The 20,522-nt window shown below is 69.7% G+C and carries 19 protein-coding genes; 10 read left to right on the top strand and 9 right to left on the bottom strand.

From position 1 onward, the window contains the following. Positions 1 to 28 precede the first annotated feature (28 nt). The 3 genes from QE399_RS15410 to QE399_RS15400 are packed head-to-tail and all read right to left on the bottom strand — an operon-like array spanning position 29 to position 3,086. Entirely contained in the window at positions 29 to 1,060 is a 1,032-nt protein-coding gene (locus QE399_RS15410; RefSeq protein WP_309829965.1) for a Bug family tripartite tricarboxylate transporter substrate binding protein, read from the bottom strand. Positions 1,061 to 1,093: 33 nt separating this feature from the next. Continuing rightward, positions 1,094 to 2,017, bottom strand: a complete 924-nt coding sequence (locus QE399_RS15405) for an amidohydrolase family protein (protein WP_309832134.1) — start codon at positions 2,015 to 2,017, stop codon at positions 1,094 to 1,096. A gap of 46 nt (positions 2,018 to 2,063) precedes the next feature. Then, positions 2,064 to 3,086 (bottom strand): tripartite tricarboxylate transporter substrate binding protein, encoded by a 1,023-nt coding sequence (locus tag QE399_RS15400; protein ID WP_309829963.1) that lies wholly within the window; start codon positions 3,084 to 3,086, stop codon positions 2,064 to 2,066. 115 nt (positions 3,087 to 3,201) lie between these two features. Here QE399_RS15400 and QE399_RS15395 point away from each other — a divergent pair, with 115 nt between their 5' ends. Together QE399_RS15395 and QE399_RS15390 are read left to right on the top strand one after the other, a co-directional pair. After that, the gene (locus QE399_RS15395) at positions 3,202 to 4,026 is read left to right on the top strand and encodes an IclR family transcriptional regulator (RefSeq protein WP_309829960.1); all 825 of its coding nucleotides are present in this window, start codon (positions 3,202 to 3,204) and stop codon (positions 4,024 to 4,026) included. Between the two features lie 43 nt (positions 4,027 to 4,069). Next, complete coding sequence (locus QE399_RS15390; RefSeq protein WP_309829958.1) at positions 4,070 to 4,654, top strand: peroxidase-related enzyme; 585 nt, start codon at positions 4,070 to 4,072, stop codon at positions 4,652 to 4,654. Between the two features lie 113 nt (positions 4,655 to 4,767). Here the strand turns inward: QE399_RS15390 and QE399_RS15385 are convergent, their stop codons facing one another. Continuing rightward, on the bottom strand, positions 4,768 to 5,772 hold the full coding sequence (locus tag QE399_RS15385; RefSeq protein WP_309829956.1) for a LacI family DNA-binding transcriptional regulator: 1,005 nt from the start codon (positions 5,770 to 5,772) through the stop codon (positions 4,768 to 4,770). A 275-nt stretch (positions 5,773 to 6,047) separates the two neighbouring features. Here QE399_RS15385 and QE399_RS15380 point away from each other — a divergent pair, with 275 nt between their 5' ends. The 4 genes from QE399_RS15380 (at position 6,048) to garD (ending at position 11,350) form a co-directional block, all read left to right on the top strand. Then, positions 6,048 to 7,007 (top strand): Bug family tripartite tricarboxylate transporter substrate binding protein, encoded by a 960-nt coding sequence (locus QE399_RS15380; protein ID WP_309829954.1) that lies wholly within the window; start codon positions 6,048 to 6,050, stop codon positions 7,005 to 7,007. A gap of 135 nt (positions 7,008 to 7,142) precedes the next feature. Continuing rightward, positions 7,143 to 8,306 carry an L-talarate/galactarate dehydratase gene (locus QE399_RS15375; RefSeq protein ID WP_309829951.1) on the top strand — a complete coding sequence of 388 codons (1,164 nt, stop codon included), beginning with the start codon at positions 7,143 to 7,145 and terminating at the stop codon, positions 8,304 to 8,306. Between the two features lie 70 nt (positions 8,307 to 8,376). Next, on the top strand, positions 8,377 to 9,750 hold the full coding sequence (locus QE399_RS15370; protein WP_309829949.1) for an MFS transporter: 1,374 nt from the start codon (positions 8,377 to 8,379) through the stop codon (positions 9,748 to 9,750). Between the two features lie 22 nt (positions 9,751 to 9,772). Beyond that, the gene (gene garD / locus QE399_RS15365) at positions 9,773 to 11,350 is read left to right on the top strand and encodes a galactarate dehydratase (protein WP_309829947.1); all 1,578 of its coding nucleotides are present in this window, start codon (positions 9,773 to 9,775) and stop codon (positions 11,348 to 11,350) included. Positions 11,351 to 11,378: 28 nt separating this feature from the next. Here the strand turns inward: garD and QE399_RS15360 are convergent, their stop codons facing one another. Both QE399_RS15360 and QE399_RS15355 read right to left on the bottom strand, forming a co-directional pair. Beyond that, complete coding sequence (locus QE399_RS15360) at positions 11,379 to 13,190, bottom strand: phosphoethanolamine transferase (RefSeq protein ID WP_309829945.1); 1,812 nt, start codon at positions 13,188 to 13,190, stop codon at positions 11,379 to 11,381. A 46-nt stretch (positions 13,191 to 13,236) separates the two neighbouring features. Further along, complete coding sequence (locus tag QE399_RS15355; RefSeq protein WP_309829943.1) at positions 13,237 to 13,953, bottom strand: phosphatase PAP2 family protein; 717 nt, start codon at positions 13,951 to 13,953, stop codon at positions 13,237 to 13,239. Between the two features lie 189 nt (positions 13,954 to 14,142). On the opposite strand from QE399_RS15355, the gene QE399_RS15350 reads away from it, so the two are divergent. After that, positions 14,143 to 14,817, top strand: a complete 675-nt coding sequence (locus QE399_RS15350; RefSeq protein ID WP_309829942.1) for a response regulator transcription factor — start codon at positions 14,143 to 14,145, stop codon at positions 14,815 to 14,817. After that, on the top strand, positions 14,814 to 16,166 hold the full coding sequence (locus QE399_RS15345; protein ID WP_309829941.1) for a sensor histidine kinase: 1,353 nt from the start codon (positions 14,814 to 14,816) through the stop codon (positions 16,164 to 16,166). Before QE399_RS15350 ends, QE399_RS15345 begins: the two co-directional genes overlap by 4 nt. Positions 16,167 to 16,341: 175 nt before the next feature. Here QE399_RS15345 and QE399_RS15340 read toward each other — a convergent pair whose 3' ends face one another. After that, positions 16,342 to 17,013 carry a TetR/AcrR family transcriptional regulator gene (locus tag QE399_RS15340; RefSeq protein ID WP_309829939.1) on the bottom strand — a complete coding sequence of 224 codons (672 nt, stop codon included), beginning with the start codon at positions 17,011 to 17,013 and terminating at the stop codon, positions 16,342 to 16,344. Positions 17,014 to 17,119: 106 nt separating this feature from the next. On the opposite strand from QE399_RS15340, the gene QE399_RS15335 reads away from it, so the two are divergent. Further along, a complete protein-coding gene (locus tag QE399_RS15335; protein WP_309829937.1) occupies positions 17,120 to 18,016 on the top strand; it encodes a metal-dependent hydrolase in 897 nt (298 codons plus the stop codon). A 116-nt stretch (positions 18,017 to 18,132) separates the two neighbouring features. Then, entirely contained in the window at positions 18,133 to 18,618 is a 486-nt protein-coding gene (locus tag QE399_RS15330) for a hypothetical protein (RefSeq protein ID WP_309829935.1), read from the top strand. 54 nt (positions 18,619 to 18,672) lie between these two features. Here QE399_RS15330 and QE399_RS15325 read toward each other — a convergent pair whose 3' ends face one another. Both QE399_RS15325 and QE399_RS15320 read right to left on the bottom strand, forming a co-directional pair. Continuing rightward, positions 18,673 to 19,590 carry a DMT family transporter gene (locus QE399_RS15325; RefSeq protein ID WP_309829933.1) on the bottom strand — a complete coding sequence of 306 codons (918 nt, stop codon included), beginning with the start codon at positions 19,588 to 19,590 and terminating at the stop codon, positions 18,673 to 18,675. Between the two features lie 51 nt (positions 19,591 to 19,641). Beyond that, complete coding sequence (locus tag QE399_RS15320; RefSeq protein ID WP_309829931.1) at positions 19,642 to 20,424, bottom strand: SDR family oxidoreductase; 783 nt, start codon at positions 20,422 to 20,424, stop codon at positions 19,642 to 19,644. Positions 20,425 to 20,522 lie beyond the last annotated feature (98 nt).

The raw sequence follows: 20,522 nt of genomic DNA, 5'->3' as shown, positions 1-20,522 counted from the left end.
GCAGTTCGGTAGCGGCAGCCCGCGGCCCTCATTCGGCTTTGATGTTTCCGTCCTTGATGACCTTGGCCCACTTGGCGGAGTCGGCCTTCTGCAGGTCGCCCAGCTGTTTGGGCGTGCCGCCCACCAGCGTGACGCCGAGCTTGTCGGCCAGGGACACGACGGCCGGGTCCTTCAAGGCGCTGTTGATTTCGTGGTTCAGGCGCTGCACCACGGCAGCTGGCGTCTTGGCGGGCGCGAACACGGCCTGCCATTGCTCGACCACGAAGTCCTTCATGCCAACCTCGCCCATGGTGGGCACGGCGGGCAGCGCCTTGAGCCGCTGGCCCGAAGTGACGGCCAGCGCGCGCAGCTTGCCGGCCTGCACGTGCGGCAGCGCGGCGGCCACCGGGGCGAATAGGAATTGCACCTGGCCCGCCAGCGTGTCCTGCAGGGCCGGCGTATCGCCCTTGTAGGGCACGTGGATGAAGCGCGCGCCCGTCTGCTGCTGCAGCAGTTCGCCCTGCATCTGCAGGATGGTGCCGTTGCCGCCGGAGGCGAACGCCAGCTGGCCGGGCTGGGCCTTGGCGGCGGCCACGAGATCGGCCACGGTCTTGAAGGGCTGGTCGGCGCCTACCACCAGGATGTGCGGAATGGTGCCGATGGTCACCACCGGCTCGAAGCCGGCGATGGGGTCGTAGGGCAGCTTGCCCATCAGGTGCGGCGCGATGGCTTGAGGGCCGATGGAGGTGCCGAGCAGCGTGGTGCCGTCCGGCGCGGCCTTGGCGACGTATGCGGCGCCGATGGTGCCGGTGGCACCCGCCTTGTTGTCCACGATCACGTTAGTGCCCAGGGCCGTGCCCACGCGCTGCGCCACGTTGCGGCCCAGCACGTCGGTGCTGCCGCCCGGCGGGTACGGCACGACCCAGGTGATGATCTTTCCGGCGGGCCAGTCGGATTGCGCCAGCGCCGGCGCCAAGCCCAGTGAATGCAGCAGCAGCGCGCCCGCGGAGGCGACCAGGTTGCGGCGGCCGATGCCGGCGGCGCCAGGGTGGCGCATCGGCGGAGAAAGGAAGTCGGTCATGGTTTGTCTCGGTGTGGTTGTTTTGAAAGGCAGTCAGGGCGCAGCCGGCACGGGCGGGAAGCCGTAGAGCGCGGCCGGGTTGTCGACTAGCACGCGGTGCAGCGTGGCGGCGCCGTCCGTCTGCTGCGCCCAGTCCACCAGGCGGTCCACCTGCAGCGCGTCGTCGGGCAGCGGCTGCACGCCGGCGCTGGCCGTGGCGTGGGGCCAGTCGCTGCCCCAGACCACGCGCTCCGGCGCCGCGCGCAGATAGCTGGCGGCCAGCGCATCCAGCGCCGGGTCGTCCACCGCGTGGCGTTCGCTCACGATGTAGCCGCCGGAAAGCTTGACCCAGGCACGCCCGTCCTTCAGCAGCTCCAGCAGCAGCGTATGGGCCGCATGGCGCCCGGCCAGCGCGGGCGCGATGCGGCCGAAATGGTCGAACACCAGCGGCACGGGCAGCTGCCGCAGCACGCTCGCCTGCTGCGCCAGCAGTTCCGGCGCCATCAGCAGCTGCAGATGCCAGCCGAGCGGCGCGATGCGCTGGGCCAGCGGCAGCAGCGAGTCCACCGTGCCGGACACGCCCAGCGACAGGTTGAGTCGCACACCGCGCACGCCCGCCTCGTGCAGGCGCTGCAGCTCGGCATCGCTTTCCTGCCCGCCGATCACCGCCACGCCACGCGCGTTGTCGCCCAGCGCCGCCAGGCCTTCCAGCATGCAGCGGTTGTCGGTGCCGTAGGTGGACGGCGTGACCAGCACCGCGCGCTGGGTGCCGATGCGCCGCTGCAGGGCGCGCAGGTCATCCATGCCCGCGTCAGGCGGCCGCAGGCGGGCCGCGGGTTCGGCCGGGAAGCGGCTGTCATACAGATGCACATGGCAGTCGCAGGCGCCTGCCGGCAGTGCGGTGCGCGGCGAGGCGGTGCCGGCCGAGAAAGGCACAGAGCCGTGCTCAGGCGTGGCGGACCGGTCGTCGCGGGCCATGGCGAGCGTCGTCATGCGTCGAGAGGCATCGGAGGACGGACGGGGATCAGTCCAGGCTGGCGCCGGAGTCCTTGACGATCTTGGCCCAGCGGGGCACCTCGGCCTTGAGCAGCGCGCTGAACTTCTCCGGCGTGCCGCCCAGCACGTCGCCGCCCTCGGACTTGAGCTTCTCGGCCACGTCCGGCTGTGCCAGCGCCTGGTTGATGGCCTTGTTCAGCGTCTGCACGATGGGTGCGGGCGTACCGGCCGGGGCGAGCACGCCGTACCACGAGGCCGCTTCGAAGTCCTTGTAGCCGGACTCGTTCAGCGTAGGCGTGTCGGGCAGTTGGGCCGAGCGCTTCAGGGACGTGATCATGATCGCGCGCAGCTTGCCGTTGCGCACCTGGCCCAGCAGCGTGGGCACGGCGGACATGTACAGGTCGATCTGCCCGCCCACCAGGTCGGTCATGGCCTGCGAGGCGCCCTTGTACGGCACGTGGCGCAGCTTGATGCCCGCGGCGTTCTCGGCCAATTCTCCAGCCAGGTGGGCCACGGTGCCGTTGCCCGAGTAGCCCAGCGTGAGGCCGTCGGGCTTGGCCTTGGCGGCGGCCACCACATCGGCAAAGGTCTTGTACGGCGAGTTGGCGGGCGCAGCCATCACGATGGGGGCCGACGACACCAGCGCCACCGGCACCAGGTCCTTGAGCGGGTCATACGGCAGCTTGGCGTACAGCGACGGGTTGATGGCCAGGTTGCTGGTCTGGCCCATCACCAGCGTGTAGCCGTCAGGGGCGGACTTGGCGGCCGCGTCCACGCCCAGGTTGCCGCCAGCGCCGGGGCGGTTGTCCACCACCACGTTCCACTTGTGCTGGTCGGTGAGCTTCTGCGCCACATTGCGGGCGATCATGTCGGTGCCGCCGCCGGGCGGGAACGGCACGATGAGTCGGATGGGCTTGTTCGGGTACGCGGCCTGGGCGTGCACCGCGCCAGCGGCGAACGCGCCTGCGGCCAGGCCCAGCAGGGCGACGCGCAGAACGCGGGACACGGGCACGCGCAGCGCGCGGCGGGTGAGCGAAAGAGCTTGTTGCATGGTGTTGTCTCCGTTGTGTTGGACCTGCCCAGCCTTGTTCCAGGCATTGGCAGCGACTCTACGAAATCGTTTCAGCCCATACAATGCCGTTTCGCACAACGCAACGAATTGCACGATGAGCAACCCCTCCCGTTCTGTTCCCGTTCCGGCCGCTCCTGCTCCGTCCCCGGCCATCAAGCCTGCGCCACGCCCCGCCGCTGCGCCCGAATCGGCAGTCGGCGGCGTCATCGCCGTCACGCGCGCCCTGCAGCTGCTGGAAGCTTTCGCGCTGGGCGAATCCCACTTGGCTCTGGCCGAACTGAGCCGCCGCTGCGGGCTGCACAAGACCACCGTGCTGCGGCTGGCGCGCACGCTGGCCCAATCCGGCTATCTGGTGCAGCGCGAGGATGGCGATTGGCGCCTGGGCCCCGCCGCGGGCTGGCTGGGCGCGCGCTACCAGGCAGGGTTCGACGTGCAGAACGTGATGGAGCCCGCGCTGCGCGAACTTTCGCAGGCGACAGGCGAGAGCGCGGCCTTCTATGTGCGCGAAGGCAACGTGCGCACCTGCCTCGTGCGCGTGGAAGGGCCCCAGCCCCTGCGCCACCATGCGCGCATGGGCGAAGGGCTGCCGCTGGACAAGGGCTCGCCCGGCCGCGTGATCCTGGCGTTCTCGGGCGAGCCCGGCAAGGCATACGAGGACATCCGCCAGCGGGGCTTTCACTGGTCGATCAGCGAGCGCGAACAGGGCGTGGCCACCGTGTCCGCGCCGGTGTTCGGCATGCACTGGCGGCTCATGGGCTCGGTGTGCATCTCCGGCCCCGCGTCGCGCCTGCCGCCGGAACGCCTGGAGGCGCTGGCCCAGACCGTGACCGCCGCCGCCACTCGCCTGTCGTATGCACTGGCCGGCAATACGGCCGCGCCCACGCCGTCCGGCGTACGCGCCACGCAGTGGCACCCGTGATACCTTGGCCGGCCAGCAGCATTCACCACCACGGAGACAACCCTTGAGCCGCTATCCACTGCCCGACCTGAACGCCCTGCCCGACGACATCCGCGCCCGCATCCTGGAGGTGCAGGAAAAGGCCGGATTCATTCCCAACGTGTTCCTGGCCTTCGCCCGCCGCCCGGCCGAATGGCGGGCTTTCTTCGCGTACCACGACGCCCTGATGCTCAAGGAAGAAGGCTCGCTCACCCAGGGCGAGCGCGAGATGATCATCACCGCGACCAGCGCCGCCAACCAGTGCCTGTACTGCGTGGTGGCGCACGGTGCGCTGCTGCGCATCTACGAGAAGAAACCGCTGGTGGCCGACCAGGTGGCCGTGAACTGGCGCAAGGCCGACATCACGCCGCGCCAGCGCGCGATGCTCGCTTTCGCCATGAAGGTGTGCGAGCAGGCGCACGAGATCGACGACAGCGACTTCGCGCCCCTGCATGCCCAGGGCTTCGACGACGAGGACATCTGGGACATTGCCGCCATCACGGCCTTCTTCGGCCTGTCCAACCGCATGGCCAGCTTTGCCGACATGCAGCCCAACCCCGAGTTCTTCCTGCTGGGCCGTGTGCCGCGCGAGAAGAAGAAGCAGCCTTGAACTCCCGAAACCATAGCTGTCTGCGCTTGCCCAGAAAGGGCTAGAGGCACTTTTAACCCTTATTTCCGCCAGCGCGCAGGGCGGTCACAACGCGCCCCTCCGGGAGCCGTGCTTCACGGCTGCGCCGTCGAACCGCGTTCGATGAGGTGGAACCCGAGGTCGTGGCGGGTCTGTGCCGACGCTACACCCCGGCAACGGTCCATGATCAGGTGCGCCGCGAGCCGGCCGATCTCGGGCCCGTCCACATGCACCGTGGTGATGGAAGGCACCATGTGCGCGCCGAACTCGGCATTGCCGAAGCCCGTCACCGCCAGGTCCTGCGGCACGCGCAGGCCGCGGGCCCGCGCCTCCACCAGGATGCCGTGGGCCAGCATGTCGGAGCTGCACATCACGGCCTGCAGCCCGGGCTGCCGCTCCATCAGTTCGCCCAGCGCCAGACGCCCCCGCTCCAACGTGCTGGGTGCCGGCACCACGGCCGTCGGCACGTCGCGCCCCCAGGCGGCCAGGAAGCCTTCGCGGCGCTGCATGGCCCGGTGGTCGCTGCCGGTGGCGATGCCGATGCGCTCGTAGCCCTGGGCCAGGAAGTAGCCCGCCAGCGCGCTGCCCACCTTCAGGTGCGAGAAGCCGATGACCATGTCCACCGGCCGGTCGCTCATGTCCCAGGTTTCGACCACGGGCACGCGCAGGCGGCGCAGGCGCTCGCGCGCCCGCTCGGACTGCACCAAGCCCATCATCACGATGCCGTCGGGCTGGCGGCTGACCATGGCCGCCAGCACCTCTTCCTCGCGCTCGGCGTCGTAGAAGGTCTGGCCCAGCAGCAGCTGGTAGCCCTCTTCGTGCAGGGCTGCGGTCAAGGTCTGCACGGTCGGCAGGAACTGGGAGACCGACAGCGCGGGCACGATGCCCGCCACCATGCGGCTGCGCTTGGACTTGAGCCCGCCCGCCAGCAGATTGGGGATGTAGCCCGTCGCCTCCACCGCCTGCTCGACGCGGACGCGCGTCTTCTCGGACACGATGCCCGGATTGCCCAGCGCGCGCGAGGCCGTGATCAGCGAGACGCCGGCGGCCTTGGCCACGTCATGCAGCGTGGCGGGCTTGGTAGGAAGAAATGCGGTCATGGATGCGCCCCAGCGGCCCGGTCAGATACGTCGAAGAGTCGATAGCCAACAGCCGGCACCGCCCGGGCGGGACGTTATCAGATCGGCACCGCCCCTCCGGTAGCAGGCTGGCGCATGTGCGGGGAAACCCTGATTTTCACGCCAAATGACAACGATATCATTTGCACAGCGGTGTTTTCCTACACACATAACAGCCCACAAAGAGAGCCCCGCCACACCACCTTTTGTGCAAATGACAACGATGTCACCCTTGCCGGGATGACCGAGGAGACACCATGAAGAAAGTTTTGCTGACCGCAGCGCTCACGCTGGCCGCATTGGGCGCCTCTGCCCAGAACTGGCCCGAAAAGCCCGTCACCCTGGTGGTGCCGTTCCCACCCGGCGGCTCGACCGACCAGGTCGCCCGCGCCATCGGCCCGCGCCTGACCGAGAAGTTCAAGCAATCCTTCCTGGTGGACAACAAGCCCGGCGCCACCGGCACCATCGGCGCCACCTTCGTGCAGCGCGCACCGGCCGACGGCTACACCTTCCTGGTGACCTCGCTGGGCCCGCTGGTCATCGTGCCGCACCTGCTCAAGAGCCTGCCCTACGACCCGACGAAGGACTTCGACTTCATCACCGTGGCCGTGCAGTCGCCCAACGTGCTGGTCGTCCCCGCCAGTTCCCCGCACAAGAGCGTGGCCGACGTCGTCGCGCACCTGAAGGCGCACCCCAACAAGATGAGCTTCGCCTCGGCCGGCAACGGCTCCAGCGACCATCTGACGGCGGAACTGTTCTGGCAGCAGACGGGCACCCAGGGCGTGCACATCCCCTACAAGGGCGGCGCACCGGCCCATACCGACCTCATCGGCAACCAGGTGGACGCGTCGTTCCAGAACGTCAACTCGGTCATCCAGTACATCAAGGCCGGCAAGATGCGCCCCCTGGCGATCACCAGCCCGAAGCGCTCGCCTGTGCTGCCCGACGTGCCCACGCTCGCCGAAGCCGGCGTGAAGAACGTCGAAGTCGCCTCCTGGCAGGCCATCGTCGCGCCCAAGGGCCTGCCGCCTGCCGTGCGCCAGAAGGCCCATGCCGCATTTGTCGAGGCGCTCAACGACCCGAAGGTGAAGGACCAGTTCGTCTCGATCGGCTTCGAGATGGTGACCAACACGCCTGAGGAATTCGCCGCCTTCCAGCGCAAGGAATACGACCGCTGGAAGACCGTGATCCAGACCGGAAAGATCTCGATCGACTGATCTCCCCACCCGCCGCCCTGCCCGCCGGCCCCTGCCGGTGGGCGGGCCTTGCGGGCTCCCAGGCCTACCGGCCCTGTCCAGCCAGTCCCCCTATCTGCATCCAACAACGACGGCCACGATGCCGCTGACTCCGCCATGACTTCCGCACCGATTTCCTCCGACGCCATCGCCAGCCAGGACCGCATTGCCTGGATCCGTCTGTCCTCGTGCTATCTGCCGCTTGCCAACCCGATCAGCGACGCCAAGGTGCTGACGGGCCGGCAGAAGCCGATGACGGAGATCGCGATGCTGTTCGCGGAAATCGAGACCCGGGACGGCCACCGCGGCCTGGGCCTGAGCTATTCCAAGCGCGCCGGCGGCCCCGGCCAGTTCGCCCACGCCCAGGAGATCGCGCCGGCGCTGATCGGCGAAGACCCCAGCGACATCGCACGCCTGTGGACCAAGCTGTGCTGGGCCGGCGCCTCGGTGGGCCGCAGCGGCATGGCGGTGCAGGCCATCGGCGCCTTCGACGTGGCGCTGTGGGATTTGAAGGCCCGCCGCGCGAACCTGTCGCTGTCCAAGCTGCTCGGCTCGCAGCGCGATTCGGTCCGCTGCTACAACACCTCGGGCGGCTTCCTGCACACGCCGCTGGACCAGCTCAAGGTCAACGCCCGCGCGTCGCTGGACCGCGGCATCGGCGGCAGCAAGCTCAAGGTGGGCCAGCCCGACTGCGCACTCGACATCCAGCGCGTGGAAGCCATGCGCAAGCACCTGGGCGATGCCACACCCATCATGGTGGACGCCAACCAGCAGTGGGACCGCCCCACCGCGCAGCGCATGTGCCGCATCTTCGAGCAGTACAACCTGATCTGGATCGAGGAACCGCTGGACGCCTACGACTACGAAGGCCATGCCGCGCTGGCCGCGCAGTTCGACACGCCCATCGCCACCGGCGAGATGCTGACCAGCGCCGCAGAACATGCCGAATTGATCCGCCACCGCAGCGTCGACTTCATCATGCCCGACGGCCCCCGCCTGGGCGGCATCACGCCGTTCCTGAAAGTGGCGGCGCAGGCCGAGGCGGCCAACGTGATGCTGGCGCCGCACTTCGCGATGGAGTTGCATGTGCACCTGGGTGCCGTCTACCCGAGCGAGCCCTGGGTCGAGCATTTCGACTGGCTGGAGCCGCTGTTCAACGAGCGCCTGGAGCTCAAGGACGGCCGCATGCTCGTTCCCACGCGCCCCGGCCTGGGCCTGTCTCTGAGCGAGCAGGCCCGCACCTGGACGCGCGCAACCGCCGAGATCGGCCAGCGCGCCTGAACCCAAGGGCGCGAAGACGCCTGCCCCCTTTGTCCCCCCGAGCGCGGGCAGCCCACCTGCCCGAGACAGCATGAGCCACGTACTGGATTCCACCTCTCTGCCCACCCCGGCCACAGCGGCCACGCAGCAGCGCACCCACGTGCGCTACTGGGTGCTGGCGATGATCTTCCTCGTCACCACCTTCAACTACGCCGACCGGGCCACGTTGTCGATCACGGGACCGACGATGCAGAAGGAGTTCGGGTTCGACACCATCCAGATGGGCTACATCTTCTCGGCCTTCAGCTGGGCCTACGTGCTGTCGCAACTGCCCGGCGGCTGGCTCCTGGACCGCTTCGGCGCACGCCGGGTGTACGCGGCCAGCATCTTCTTCTGGTCCGTCTTCACGCTGCTGCAGTCCACGGTCGGCATCTTCACCTCGGCCGCCACGGCCGTGGCCACGCTGTTCGTGATGCGCTTCCTGGTCGGCATGGCCGAGGCGCCGGCGTTCCCGGCCAACGCCAAGGTGGTGGCCGGCTGGTTCCCCACGCAGGAACGCGGCACGGCGTCAGCCATCTTCAACTCGGCGCAGTACTTCGCGGCCGTGGTCTTCACGCCGCTGATGGCGGCTCTCACGCAGTGGGTGGGCTGGCATTGGGTCTACATCTCGATGGGCGCCACGGGCATCGCGCTGGCCATCGTGTGGTGGTTCTTCATCCGCAGCCCGGCCACCCACCCCGGCGTGAACCGGCCGGAGCTGGACCACATCGCGGCCGGCGGCGGACTCATCCACATGGGCGAAGACGCAGCAGCCCAGGCACACGACAAGCCCAAGGGGCAGACCGCGTTCTACGTCAAGCAGCTGCTGACCAACCGCATGCTGGTGGGCATCTACATCGGCCAGTTCTCCATCAACGTGCTGACCTACTTCTTCCTCACCTGGTTCCCGGTGTACCTGGTGCAGGAGCGCGGCATGTCCATCCTCAAGGCGGGCTTTATGGTGTCGCTGCCGGCCATCTGCGGCTTCCTCGGCGGCGTGCTGGGCGGTGTGGTGTCCGACTGGATGCTGCGCCGGGGCGTGTCGCTCACGGTGGCGCGCAAGACACCCATCGTGATCGGCATGCTGATGTCGGCCAGCATGATCCTGTGCAACTACGTGAGCGCGGACTGGATGATCGTGGGCTTGATGGCGCTGGCGTTCTTCGGCAAGGGCTTCGGCGCCTTCGGCTGGGCCGTGATGGCCGACGTGGCTCCCAAGGAAGTCATCGGCCTGGCCGGCAGCATCTTCAACACCTTCGGCGCCATCGCCGGCATCGTCACGCCCATCGTGATCGGCTATATCCTCGCAGCCACCCATTCCTTCGGCGGAGCACTGGTCTTCGTCGGGCTGAACGCCCTGGTCACGGTCTTCGCCTATCTCGTGATCGTCAAGGACATCCAGCGCATCGAACTGAAGCACGCCTGAGCGTGCCCTTGGAGCCCCCACCATGAACGCCAGAACCACCCCCGTGCGCCCCCCGCTGCACATCAAGATGCACGAAGCCGACAACGTCGCCATCGTGGCCAACGACGGCGGCCTGCCGGCCGGCACCACATTCCCGTCCGGGCTCACGCTGCTGGACCATGTCCCCCAAGCCCACAAGGTGGCGCTGGAGGACATCCCCGAAGGCGGCGTGGTGCGGCGCTACAACGTGCCCATCGGCTATGCCATCAAGGCCATTCCGGCCGGCAGCTGGGTGCACGAGAAACTGCTGAACATGCCCGAGGCCCGCTCGCTGGAGGGCCTGCCGATCGCCACCGTCAAGCCCGCAGCCCAGCCGCCGCTGGAGGGCTACACCTTCGAGGGCTACCGCAATGCGGACGGCTCGGTCGGCACGCGCAACATCCTCGCCATCACCGAGACCGTGCAGTGCGTGGCCGGCGTGACCGAATTCGCCGTGCAGCGCATCAAGGCCGAACTGCTGCCGAAGTACCCGAACGTGGACGACGTGGTGGCCCTGGCCCATACCTACGGCTGCGGCGTGGCGATCGACGCACCCGACGCGGTGATCCCCATCCGCACGCTGCGCAACATCAGCCTGAACCCCAACTTCGGCGGCGAGGTGATGGTGGTGAGCCTGGGCTGCGAGAAGCTGCAGCCCGAGCGCCTGCTGCCGCCCGGCTCCATTCCGCTGGTGGACCAGCGCACGCTGCAGGAGGCCCCGCTCGATGTGGTCTGCCTGCAGGACGAAGCCCACGTGGGTTTCATGTCCATGGTCGACTCGGTGATGCGCCAGGCCGAGCAGCACCTCAAACGCCTGAACGCGCGCCGCCGCGAGACCGTGCCCGCCAGCGAACTGGTCGTGGGCGTGCAGTGCGGCGGCAGCGATGCCTTCAGCGGCGTCACCGCCAACCCGGCCGTGGGCTACTGCACCGACCTGCTGGTGCGCGCCGGCGCCACGGTGATGTTCAGTGAAGTGACCGAGGTGCGCGACGGCATCGACCAGCTCACCTCACGCGCGTCCACCCCGGAAGTGGCCGAGGCCATGATCCGCGAGATGGCCTGGTACGACGCCTACCTGAACAAGGGCCGCGTGGACCGCAGCGCCAACACCACGCCCGGCAACAAGAAGGGCGGCCTGTCGAACATCGTCGAGAAGGCCATGGGCTCCATCGTCAAGAGCGGCAGCTCGCCCATCACCGGCGTGCTCTCGCCCGGCGACAAGCTCACGCAGAAGGGCCTGACCTACGCCGCCACCCCGGCCAGCGACTTCATCTGCGGCACGCTGCAGGTCGCCGCGGGCATGAACCTGCACGTGTTCACCACCGGCCGCGGCACGCCCTACGGCCTGGCCGAGGTGCCGGTGATCAAGGTCGCCACGCGCACCGATCTGGCCCGCCGCTGGCACGACCTGATGGACGTGAACGCCGGCCGCATCGCCGACGGCGAGGCCACCATCGAGGACGTGGGCCGCGAGATGTTCCAGCTCATGCTCGATGTCGCCAGCGGCCGCAAGAAGACCTGGGCGGAGCACTGGAAGCTGGCCAATGCGCTGGTGCTGTTCAATCCCGCGCCGGTGACCTGAGAGGGGCCTCACCCGCCCGGTGGCGGGGTCATCCGGCTTGGGCGGCCCGTGGCGTCGCCGTGGCGGCTACCGGTCTGCCGCCCGCTGCGGGCTTGCGCGATGCAGCCAGGTCGGCCTTGCAGCCGGCAAACGCATCCAGCCCGCCCTGGTAGGTCGGCGACTGCACATCCAGCATGCCGAGCACCGTGTGGTACAGGTTGTCGTGCGTCAGCGCAACGTCCGAACCGCCGCGCAGACAGGCTGTGGCGAGCTGGGCGCGCTGCAGCATGCCCAGGCTCCACCAGCCCACCATGGGCACGTGCTTCTGCACATCGGGCGCCAGCGAATACGGCATGCCATGCAGGAACAGCCCGTATTCGCCCAGCGACTCGCCGTGGTCGCTCATGTAGACCATGCCGGTGTCGTAGTGCGCGGACTGCGCTTGGAGCCAGTCGATGGTGTGGGCCAGGAAGGCGTCGGTTTCCACGATGGAGTTGTCGTAGGCGTTCATCAGCTCGCCGTGGCCGCAATCGGCCAGCACTTCGGTGCGGCATTCGGGCTGGAAGCGCTTGGCGCCTGCAGACGAGCGCTTGAAGTACGCCGGGCCGTGGCTGCCCATCTGGTGCAGCACCAGCAGCACCCCGCGCTGGCGGCGATCGGCCGGCACCGCCTGCAGGCGCTGCTCCAGCGCATACAGCATGGCTTCGTCGCGGCATTCGCCACCGGGGCACAGGGCGGCGCGCTGTTCCGGCGGCAGGCCGTCGCCCGCGTTCATGTGCGGAACGCGCTCGCACACGCCCTTGCAGCCTGCCTGGTTGTCGATCCACAGCACGCCCAGGCCGGCGGCCTGAACCACGTCCAGCAGGTTCTCTGTCTCGCCCTTGCGCGCCTCGTAGCCCTTCTTGCCCAGCGGCGAGAACATGCACGGCACCGACGCCGCCGTGCTGGTACCGCAGGAATGCACGTCCGACCAGCTCACCACGCCGCGGCGCGCCAGTTCGGGCGTTGTGTCGCGGTCATAGCCGTTGAGCGCGAAATGGTCGGAGCGCGCCGTCTCGCCCACCACCACCACGTACAGCACGGGCTTGGCCCCGGCCGTGTGCGTTGCGCCCAGGGCAGCGCCCTGCCCCATGGGCACCAGCGCGTGCTGGACATTGCGCAGCGGCCGCAGGGCAGCCACGCTGCCCGAATACAGCGGTGCCAGTGGATTCATCATGTAGCGCAGCGTGGGATGGTTGCGCATCAGCGGCGCCAGATCGCGCGAGAAGCCGGCGATCAGCGCGGCCGCGCCCACCAGCGCCGCCGCCAGCAGCAGCAGGTTGCGGCCGACCTGCCGGCGCACCGGCATGGCCGGGATGCGCATCCGCGCCAGCCACCAGGCCGGCAGCGCCACCACGGCCACCACGCCGAACACCATGCGCCATCCCAGCAGGTCGGAGACCTCGTGCACATCGGTCTGCAGCACGTTGGCCGCCATGCCCGGGTCCATCACCACGTGGTAGGTGAGCATGTAGTACTGCGCCAGGGCCGCCACCACCACCACGGCCAGCCACAGCGGCTTCATGAACCGCGTCCAGGCCGTCAGCGACAGCAGCGCCACCGTGCCGCAGGCCATCAGCAGGGCGAGCAGCGCCGCGCTGCGCAAATACATGCTGGGCGGCTCGCCCATGTGGGCCAGCGCCATCCACAGCGGCCAGTTCGCCACGGCGACCAGGTAGGCCGTCAACGCCAGCACCACCTGACGGGCGGACAGCACCGGCGGACGCCAGGCGGCCACGCGCTGCAGCGCCGTGCGCCCCGCAGAGGGCAGATCAAGGGAAGGCGCGGACTGCGCCGGGGACGGGAGGGACGTGGAGGTCATGGCACGATGATCTGCAGGCCATCTGAAACCTCCCTGAACGGCTCGCTCAGGCTTCGTTCAGCTTCGTATCGCGCAGCAGGGCCCCGCCGCCGGCCCGGCCCCTGCGCCACGCGGTCACGGCAGCCTCCACAGCCAGGCCCGTGGTCCAGCAGATCCAGGCGCTCCAGAAGGTGTGGCTCATATAGTGGGCGCCGCGCACCTGCTGCGCCACGCCCAGCACCAGGCCGGCCGCCAGCGCGCCGGCCAGCCAGCGCCCCGAGAGCCCGGGCTGCGTGCGCCGCACCACGCACCAGCCCGCCAGGTAGGCAAATGCCGCAGAAGCATGGCCGCCCGGAAAGCAGTGGCCCGGGCCGCCGTCATAGGTGCCCCAGGACCAGTGGGACACGTAGCGCGCCATGCCGCCGAATTCGGCCAGGTCCCATGGGCAGCTGGTCGCGCTGAGCCGCTTGGCCACAATCACGGCCCCCATCGCCGCCAGGATCGAGCCGACCAGTTGCAGCCGGTCCGCGCGGGCCATGGAGCGCAGGAACCCCCACGGCCACCACACGCCGGCGATCAGCGCCAGCACACCCAGCGTGCTGAGGTGGCGCGGCACTTCGTGCAGCCAGCGCACCACCGCGGGATGGCTGCGCCAGGCGAAGCCCGCGCCATCGCCCGACAGGCGGGCCAGCGGCAGGTCGAGCGCCGTGGCATCCCACAGGGCTGCGGCGAGAAAGAGGCACACGGTGACGGCGCACAGGCGCCAGAGAGAACGGACAGGCATGGCAGTAGAGGCGGTCGGTCGGCCGACCGCGGAAGAAGGCGGGCAGGTGCGCAGGACTGCGCAGACCGGCAGACTAGCGGTGCAGCCTGAACACGGCATGAACGCCCGGCCAGGGCCGGATCGCGCTTTCCAGGGCCCGAAGACCGCACCGCCTGCCCTACACTTCGCGCCATCGACGAAGGGAGTGGCATGCGGATCCTGCTGGTGGAAGACGATGTGGCATTGGCCGATGCGGTCTGCAGCTATCTGCGCGCCAAGGCCTTCGTGGTGGACACGGCCGACAGCGTGGCACGCGCGGGCGCGGCGCTGCACGCGGCGCAGTACGCCGCCGTGCTGCTCGACCTGCACCTGAGCGACGGCGACGGCCTGGCCCTGCTGCCGCAGGTGCGCCAGCTCAAGGAGCGTCCCATCGTCATCGTGCTCACCGCGCGCGACCAGGTCAGCGACCGCATCCGCGGCCTGGACGCCGGCGCCGACGACTACCTGGTCAAGCCCTACGACCCCGGCGAACTGCTGGCGCGGCTGCGCGCCGTGGAGCGCCGGCGCAGCGCCACCCATGTGCCGCTGGTGGAACTGGGCGATCTGCAGATCGACCTGTCCCGCGAGCTGGTGCGCCGCAGCGGCGCGCCCATCGCCCTCACCCAGAAGGAATGGGCGCTGCTGCGCGTGATGGCCACGCGGCCCGACCGCATCCACACACGCGAAAGCCTGCAGGACGCGCTCTACGGCTTCGACGACGAAGCCGACAGCAACACGCTGGAGGTGTTCATCAGCCGCCTGCGCCGCAAGCTGGGCCGCAACCACATCCAGACGCTACGCGGCCTGGGCTACCGCCTGGCTGACGGCGCCGGGGCCGAGGAATGAGCGCCCTGCGCAGCCAGACGCTGGCCGGGCACCTGGCCCGCACGCTCATCCTGTGGGTGGGCGGGATCTGGATCGCTGGCATCCTGGCCGTGGGCTGGTACATGGGGCGCGAGATCGACTACAACTTCGACAACGAGCTGGTCGAGGTGTCGCACCGGCTCTTCGACATCGCGCTCGGCCAGATGGACGCCGTGCAGGCGCAGGGTGCGGCTGCCGAGCCGGTGCTGATCCCCGCGCCCAGCACCTTCGACGACGCCTTCGTGCCCTTCCAGATCGTGTCGCCCCGGGGCAAGGTACTGGCCCGCGCCACGGACACGCCGCCCGGCATCTTCGACGTGCCGGTGTCCGCCGGTTTCGCCGAAACGCAGGCCTGGCGCATCTACACCGTGCAGCATCCCACGCGCGGCCTGTACCTGCAGGTGGCCGATCCGCTGGAAGAGCGCAGCGACGCGGTCAACCGCACGCTGCTCGGCCTGATCGTGCCGCTCACCGCCCTGCTGCCGCTGATCGCCTTCATGCTGCTGCGCATCGCGCGCAGCGAACTGCGCGTGCTGGACGCCCTGTCGCAGGAGATCGGTCTGCGCGACGGCCAGCTGCTGCACCCCATCCGCATGCCCGACCTGCCGCGCGAACTGCAGTCCGTGAGCGACCACGTCAACCGCCTGCTCGAGCGCCTGGCGCAGGCCCTGGACGTGGAACGTGCGCTGGCGGCCAACGCCGCGCACGAACTGCGCACGCCCCTGGCCGCCGCCCGGGTGCGCCTGCAGACCGCACTCGACCATGGCCTGCCGCGCGGCGAGGTCGAAGCGGCGCTGTCGGCCCTGCAACTGCTGGGGCAGCGCACCGAAAAGCTCCTGCAGCTCTCGCGTGCCGAGTCCAGCATGCCCTTCACGCGCGACCGGGTGGACCTGGTGCTGCTGGCCACCACGGTGGCGCAGGAGTTCTGGCAGGAAGAGCGCGCGGTGGACCGGCTCGACCTGGTCGGGCCCGACGACGTGGGCGACAGCAGCCCCGTGGCGCTGGGCGACTTCGACGCCCTCGCCATCGCCGTGCGCAACCTGGTCGAGAACGCCCTGCGCTATGCGCCCGAAGGCCCGGTGGAACTCATCGTGGGGCCCGGCTGCCGCATCGCCGTGCGCGACCACGGCCCCGGCGTACCGGCGCAGGACCTGCAGACGCTGCAGCAGCGCCATGTGCGCCACAGCACGCAGCGCGTCGGCTACGGGCTGGGCCTGTCCATCGTGTCGACCATCGCGCAAAAGCACGGCGCGGCGCTGGTGCTGGCATCGCCGCCGGCCGGGCAGGCGCAGGGCTTTGAAGCCTGCCTCACGCTGCAGGCTGCGCCCTGACGGGCGGGCGCGACGGGGGCCTTGCGCTACGGGAAAGACGCAGGCGGCCAGAGCCTGAGTAACCAACCACTCCTTAATTGATAGCTGGATGCGCTTATCAAATAAGGGCTAGAGCCCATTTTCTTCTATATCCCCCAGGAGGACCGGCCTTCGTCCCAGTCCAGCCCCTGCGTCCTCACAAGCCCGCGGGCGCGCTGTCGCTGCGCAGCAGGCCCCACAGCATGCGCACCAGTTCGTCCTCGAAGACCGGCGTGCCCAGCAGCGGCGAGCCCTCCAGCGAGGCGCTGCGGATGGCGCCCATCACCGCCCGCGTCGCCACGAACATCATCGCCGGCGTGGGCGCGCGCACCGTGGCGTCGCCCTCGTCCACCAGCCGGCTAAGCGCCAGCGCATTGCGTTCGGCCCCCTCGCGCAGCGCGGCGGTGATGCGGTCGTGGTGGTCGATGCGCCAGCCCAGCCGCACCATCGCCTTGCCCACGCGCGAGCGGCCCCCGGTGCCGAACGCGCCCACCAAGAGCCGCACCATGTCGCGCAGCACCTCGCGCACGTCCCGCCGCGCGGCCACGGCTTCGTCCAGCAGCTGCTGGATCTGGCCCTGCACGCGTTCGCGTTCGCGCTCCACCATGGCCAGCAGGATGGACTCCTTGGACGGAAAGTACTGGTAGAGCGTACCGATGGAAAAGCCCGCCACCTGCGCAATGCGGTTGGTGGTGACGGCGGTCTCGCCATCCTTGTCCACAATCTGAGCCGTGGCCGTGAAAATGGCCTCGACGGTCTGCACCGCACGCTCCTGCGTGGGCTGGCGTCGAGCGCTGGCGCGGGCTGGAGCGGTGGCTGATCTCTTCATGGGCATGGCGGAAAAATCTGAGCACGAGGCGAGTAGCGCCCTGCGGCCAAATCTGAATAATGCTCAGAAACAGGCGGCACCGCAAGCCGCCGCCAGGAGACCGCCCATGACCGCATCCGCCCCATCCCGCCCGACCCTGCCACCGGCCGCCACGCGCCCGCTGCCGATACGCAAGCTCGGGGTGGACCTGCGCCAGGGCTTTGCACGCCACTGGCACGGCGGCGACGCCTTCCGCACCCAGTTCTTCAATGCGCTGTCGATGAGCTTTCCCGTGGGCGAGCAGTTCTTCATGGACGCGGTGCGCCAGGCGGTGCCGCTGCTGCCGCAGGGCCCCGAGCACGCCCCCCTGCGCGCGGCGCTGGACGAGGCGCTGCGCGGCTTCATCGGCCAGGAGGCCACGCATCGCCACATCCATGCGCAGTACAACGCCCACCTGGAGCAGCAGGGCCTGGACAACCGTTGGCAGCACTGGGCCCGCGCGCGCATCGCGCTGCTGCAGCGCAGGGCGCCGGACCCGCGCCACGCCCTTGCCATCACCGCCGCCTACGAGCACTACACCGCCCTGCTGGCCGATGGCACGCTGCGCTACCCGCGCTGGCTGGACGGCGCCGATCCGGTGATGCAGACGGTCTGGCGCTGGCACGCCGCCGAAGAGACGGAGCACCGCAGCGTGGCCTTCGACCTGTACCGCGCCATCGGCGGCGACGAGCGCTGGCGCAAGCGCTGGTTCGTCTACATCAGCCTGGTGTTCATCCGGGACGCCCTGCGCCAGACCGTGCTCAACCTGTGGCGTGACGGCACCCTGTGGCGCCCCTCGACCTGGTGGAACGGGCTGCGCCTGTTCTGGGGGCCGGACGGCCTGGTGTGGCGCTGTGTGCCGGCCGCGCTGCGCTACCTGCGCAGCGACTTCCATCCCGAGCGGCACGTGCAGACGCCGGACGCCACCGCTCTGGCCGCCGACTGGCTGGCGGCGAACGCCGGGCAGTTCCGGGTCGTGCGCTGACGGGAGCTGTGCCGCGAAGGCCGGCCGGCACGCGCGCAGAACGGCGGCCGGCATCGCGCCGGGTGCGCGATCCCATAATCTCTCCACCCTGCATCCGCACGGGAGGAACCCACCGCATGGCACGCCCTGGCGACACCTCTGCCCCCTGCTCCATCCAGGCCAGGCACTCCGCGCACCCGCGCACCACGGCCCTGGCGCGGGGACTGACGGCCGCGCTGTGCGCCGCGGCGCTGGCGGGCTGCGACGACCCGGCGCCGGCTCCGCCCGATCCGGCCCAGAGCGAAGCGGCCGTCGCGCTGCGGGACGCCCCGGCGGCACGTGTCTTCGAAGGAGAACTCGGCGGGTCGCGCGTGGCGCTGCTGGTCCACGACTGCACGCTCTACCAGTTCGAGCGCCAGGCCGGCGGCGGCGTGCAGTGGCAGCGCATCCTGGCGCCCGAGCCCTACCCGCTCTGGACGAGCTGCGTGCGCCAGTCCATCGCCGTTGAGAAGGGCACACTCATCGTCGAGCTGGGGCGCATGGCCTTCGGTGCGGGAGGTTGCTGCGCCACGGGCGGCACCTACCGCTCCAAGGACGGCCGCAGCTGGAAGAAGTCCTCCTGATGCCCGCGCCGGTGGGCCGGCCGCGGGTGCCGGGCCGCAGCGCGGGCGCGTCGTTCAGCGGTGGGCCTTGATGGAGGCGAGGATGCCCAGAGTGAACAGCACGCACGCCGCCCACTGCGCCGGCGTGGGCCAGCGGCCGTCCCAGGCGAAGGTGTAGAGCAGCGCGAACAGCGTCTCGCTCACGATCAGCTGGCCGCACAGGCTGGCGGACAGGCGCTGGCTCGCCACGTTCCACAGGATCGTCGCCACCCAGCTCGATCCCACACCGATCGCCAGGCACACGAGCACGAAGCGGCCCACGCCGGGCTGCGCCGCCAGCGAGGCCACGCCCGAGCCCGCCGCCAGCCACAGCACCAACCCGCCCAGACCGGTGGCGATGCCCAGCCAGTTGGCCCAGTCCGTGGCCCGCACCTCCGGATGGCGCTTGAGCCAGGCCGAGTTGAGCAGGGCAAACGCCGTCCAGAACACCAAGGCCACCAGCGCGATGCCGATCCCGCGCCAGTAGACGGCAGCACGGGCCGCGCCGCCGGCACCTGCGGCCGCCTCGCTGGCGCCGTGCGGCACGTCCGCCATGAGCACCAGCCCGGCCATAGTCAGCACCAGGCCGGGCAACAGCGCCGCCCAGCGCACGCCTTGCGGCTTGCCCAGCAGGACGACCCACAGCGGAATGGTGCCGATGATGAGCGCCGGCAGTTCGGCGCCGGCGTCCCGGATGGCCAGCACCAGCAGCAGGTAGTAGCCCGTGAAGCCGAGGATGGACAACCCCGCCGCCGCGCCCGCCTGTCGCCAGGTGGGCCAGCGCGGGGTGCCGCGCAGGCCCCAGGCCATCATGCCCACGGCCATGGCGCCATAGGCGATGAAGCGCCCGGCCGTCAGGTCGGACGAGGCGAAGCCATGCGCCACGTGCGGCGCCACGAACACCAGCCCCCAGAGTGCGCCTGCCGCCAGCCCGGCCAGAATGCCGGTCAGCATGCGCCCGCGCCGTTCATGCCGCCGGGCGCGCCACGGAGGCTACGGCGCCGCTCACACGCCAAAGCCGTCGTCCGCGGCGATCACCGCGCCGTTCACGAAATGGCTCTGGTCGCTGGCCAGCATGACGAGGAGCGCGTCCACGTCCTGCGGCTGGCCCACGCGCTTGCGCGGCAGCATGTCCACCAGCTTGCGGCCCTGTTCGGTCTGCCAGTGGTGGTGGTTGATCTCGGTGTCGATGTAGCCGGGGCAGATGGCGTTCACGTTGATGCCGAAGCGCCCCCATTCCAGCGCCATGGCGCGGGTCATCTGCACCACGGCGGCCTTGCTCATGCAGTAGGCCCCGATCTGCGGCAGCACCTTCAGCCCGGCCATGGACGCGATGTTGATGATGCGCCCGCCGGTGAAGCTCCCCGGCGCCGCCCCGCGGGACCGCGCGAGCATGCGCTTGCCCACCTCCTGCGCCACGAAGAAGGCGCCGCGCACGTTGGTGTCGAAGATGTAATCGTAGTCCTCGGGCGTCACGTCCTGGATGCGCTGGGTGGTGGACACACCGGAGTTGTTGACCAGGATGTCGATGGAGCCCATCTTGGTCTCGGCATGGGCCACGGCCGCCTTGATGGAGTCGTGGTCGGTGACGTCCAGCTCCACCACGTGGGCGTCGCCGCCCTCGCCTTCGATGCGGGCCCGCAGCTCCTTCAGCCGCTCCAGGCGACGGCTCGCCAGAACCACGCCGGCGCCTGCGCGGGCCAGCGTGCGCGCGAACTGCGCGCCCAGGCCGCTGGACGCGCCCGTGACCAAAGCTACGCGGCCGGACAAGTCGATGGTGTAGGCCATGGCGAAGTCTCTCCACAAAATAGAACGATCGTTCGATTGTTGCGATTCCATGCATACAATCGGTCGCGGGCCGGACAGCCGCACAGTGAGCGGCCCGG

The organism is Paracidovorax wautersii (assembly GCF_031453675.1).
Lineage (GTDB): Bacteria > Pseudomonadota > Gammaproteobacteria > Burkholderiales > Burkholderiaceae_C > Paracidovorax.
Note: the sequence above shows the minus strand (reverse complement) of the source record. Positions and strands in the feature narration are given on the sequence as shown.

Coding starts and splice junctions, on each gene's coding strand:
- QE399_RS15410 (WP_309829965.1), bottom strand. CDS start 1,060: ATGACCGACTTCCTTTCTCCGCCGATGCGCCACCCTGGCGCCGCCGGC.
- QE399_RS15405 (WP_309832134.1), bottom strand. CDS start 2,017: ATGGCCCGCGACGACCGGTCCGCCACGCCTGAGCACGGCTCTGTGCCT.
- QE399_RS15400 (WP_309829963.1), bottom strand. CDS start 3,086: ATGCAACAAGCTCTTTCGCTCACCCGCCGCGCGCTGCGCGTGCCCGTG.
- QE399_RS15395 (WP_309829960.1), top strand. CDS start 3,202: ATGAGCAACCCCTCCCGTTCTGTTCCCGTTCCGGCCGCTCCTGCTCCG.
- QE399_RS15385 (WP_309829956.1), bottom strand. CDS start 5,772: ATGACCGCATTTCTTCCTACCAAGCCCGCCACGCTGCATGACGTGGCC.
- QE399_RS15380 (WP_309829954.1), top strand. CDS start 6,048: ATGAAGAAAGTTTTGCTGACCGCAGCGCTCACGCTGGCCGCATTGGGC.
- QE399_RS15375 (WP_309829951.1), top strand. CDS start 7,143: ATGACTTCCGCACCGATTTCCTCCGACGCCATCGCCAGCCAGGACCGC.
- QE399_RS15370 (WP_309829949.1), top strand. CDS start 8,377: ATGAGCCACGTACTGGATTCCACCTCTCTGCCCACCCCGGCCACAGCG.
- garD (WP_309829947.1), top strand. CDS start 9,773: ATGAACGCCAGAACCACCCCCGTGCGCCCCCCGCTGCACATCAAGATG.
- QE399_RS15360 (WP_309829945.1), bottom strand. CDS start 13,190: ATGACCTCCACGTCCCTCCCGTCCCCGGCGCAGTCCGCGCCTTCCCTT.
- QE399_RS15355 (WP_309829943.1), bottom strand. CDS start 13,953: ATGCCTGTCCGTTCTCTCTGGCGCCTGTGCGCCGTCACCGTGTGCCTC.
- QE399_RS15350 (WP_309829942.1), top strand. CDS start 14,143: ATGCGGATCCTGCTGGTGGAAGACGATGTGGCATTGGCCGATGCGGTC.
- QE399_RS15345 (WP_309829941.1), top strand. CDS start 14,814: ATGAGCGCCCTGCGCAGCCAGACGCTGGCCGGGCACCTGGCCCGCACG.
- QE399_RS15340 (WP_309829939.1), bottom strand. CDS start 17,013: ATGAAGAGATCAGCCACCGCTCCAGCCCGCGCCAGCGCTCGACGCCAG.
- QE399_RS15335 (WP_309829937.1), top strand. CDS start 17,120: ATGACCGCATCCGCCCCATCCCGCCCGACCCTGCCACCGGCCGCCACG.
- QE399_RS15330 (WP_309829935.1), top strand. CDS start 18,133: ATGGCACGCCCTGGCGACACCTCTGCCCCCTGCTCCATCCAGGCCAGG.
- QE399_RS15325 (WP_309829933.1), bottom strand. CDS start 19,590: ATGCTGACCGGCATTCTGGCCGGGCTGGCGGCAGGCGCACTCTGGGGG.
- QE399_RS15320 (WP_309829931.1), bottom strand. CDS start 20,424: ATGGCCTACACCATCGACTTGTCCGGCCGCGTAGCTTTGGTCACGGGC.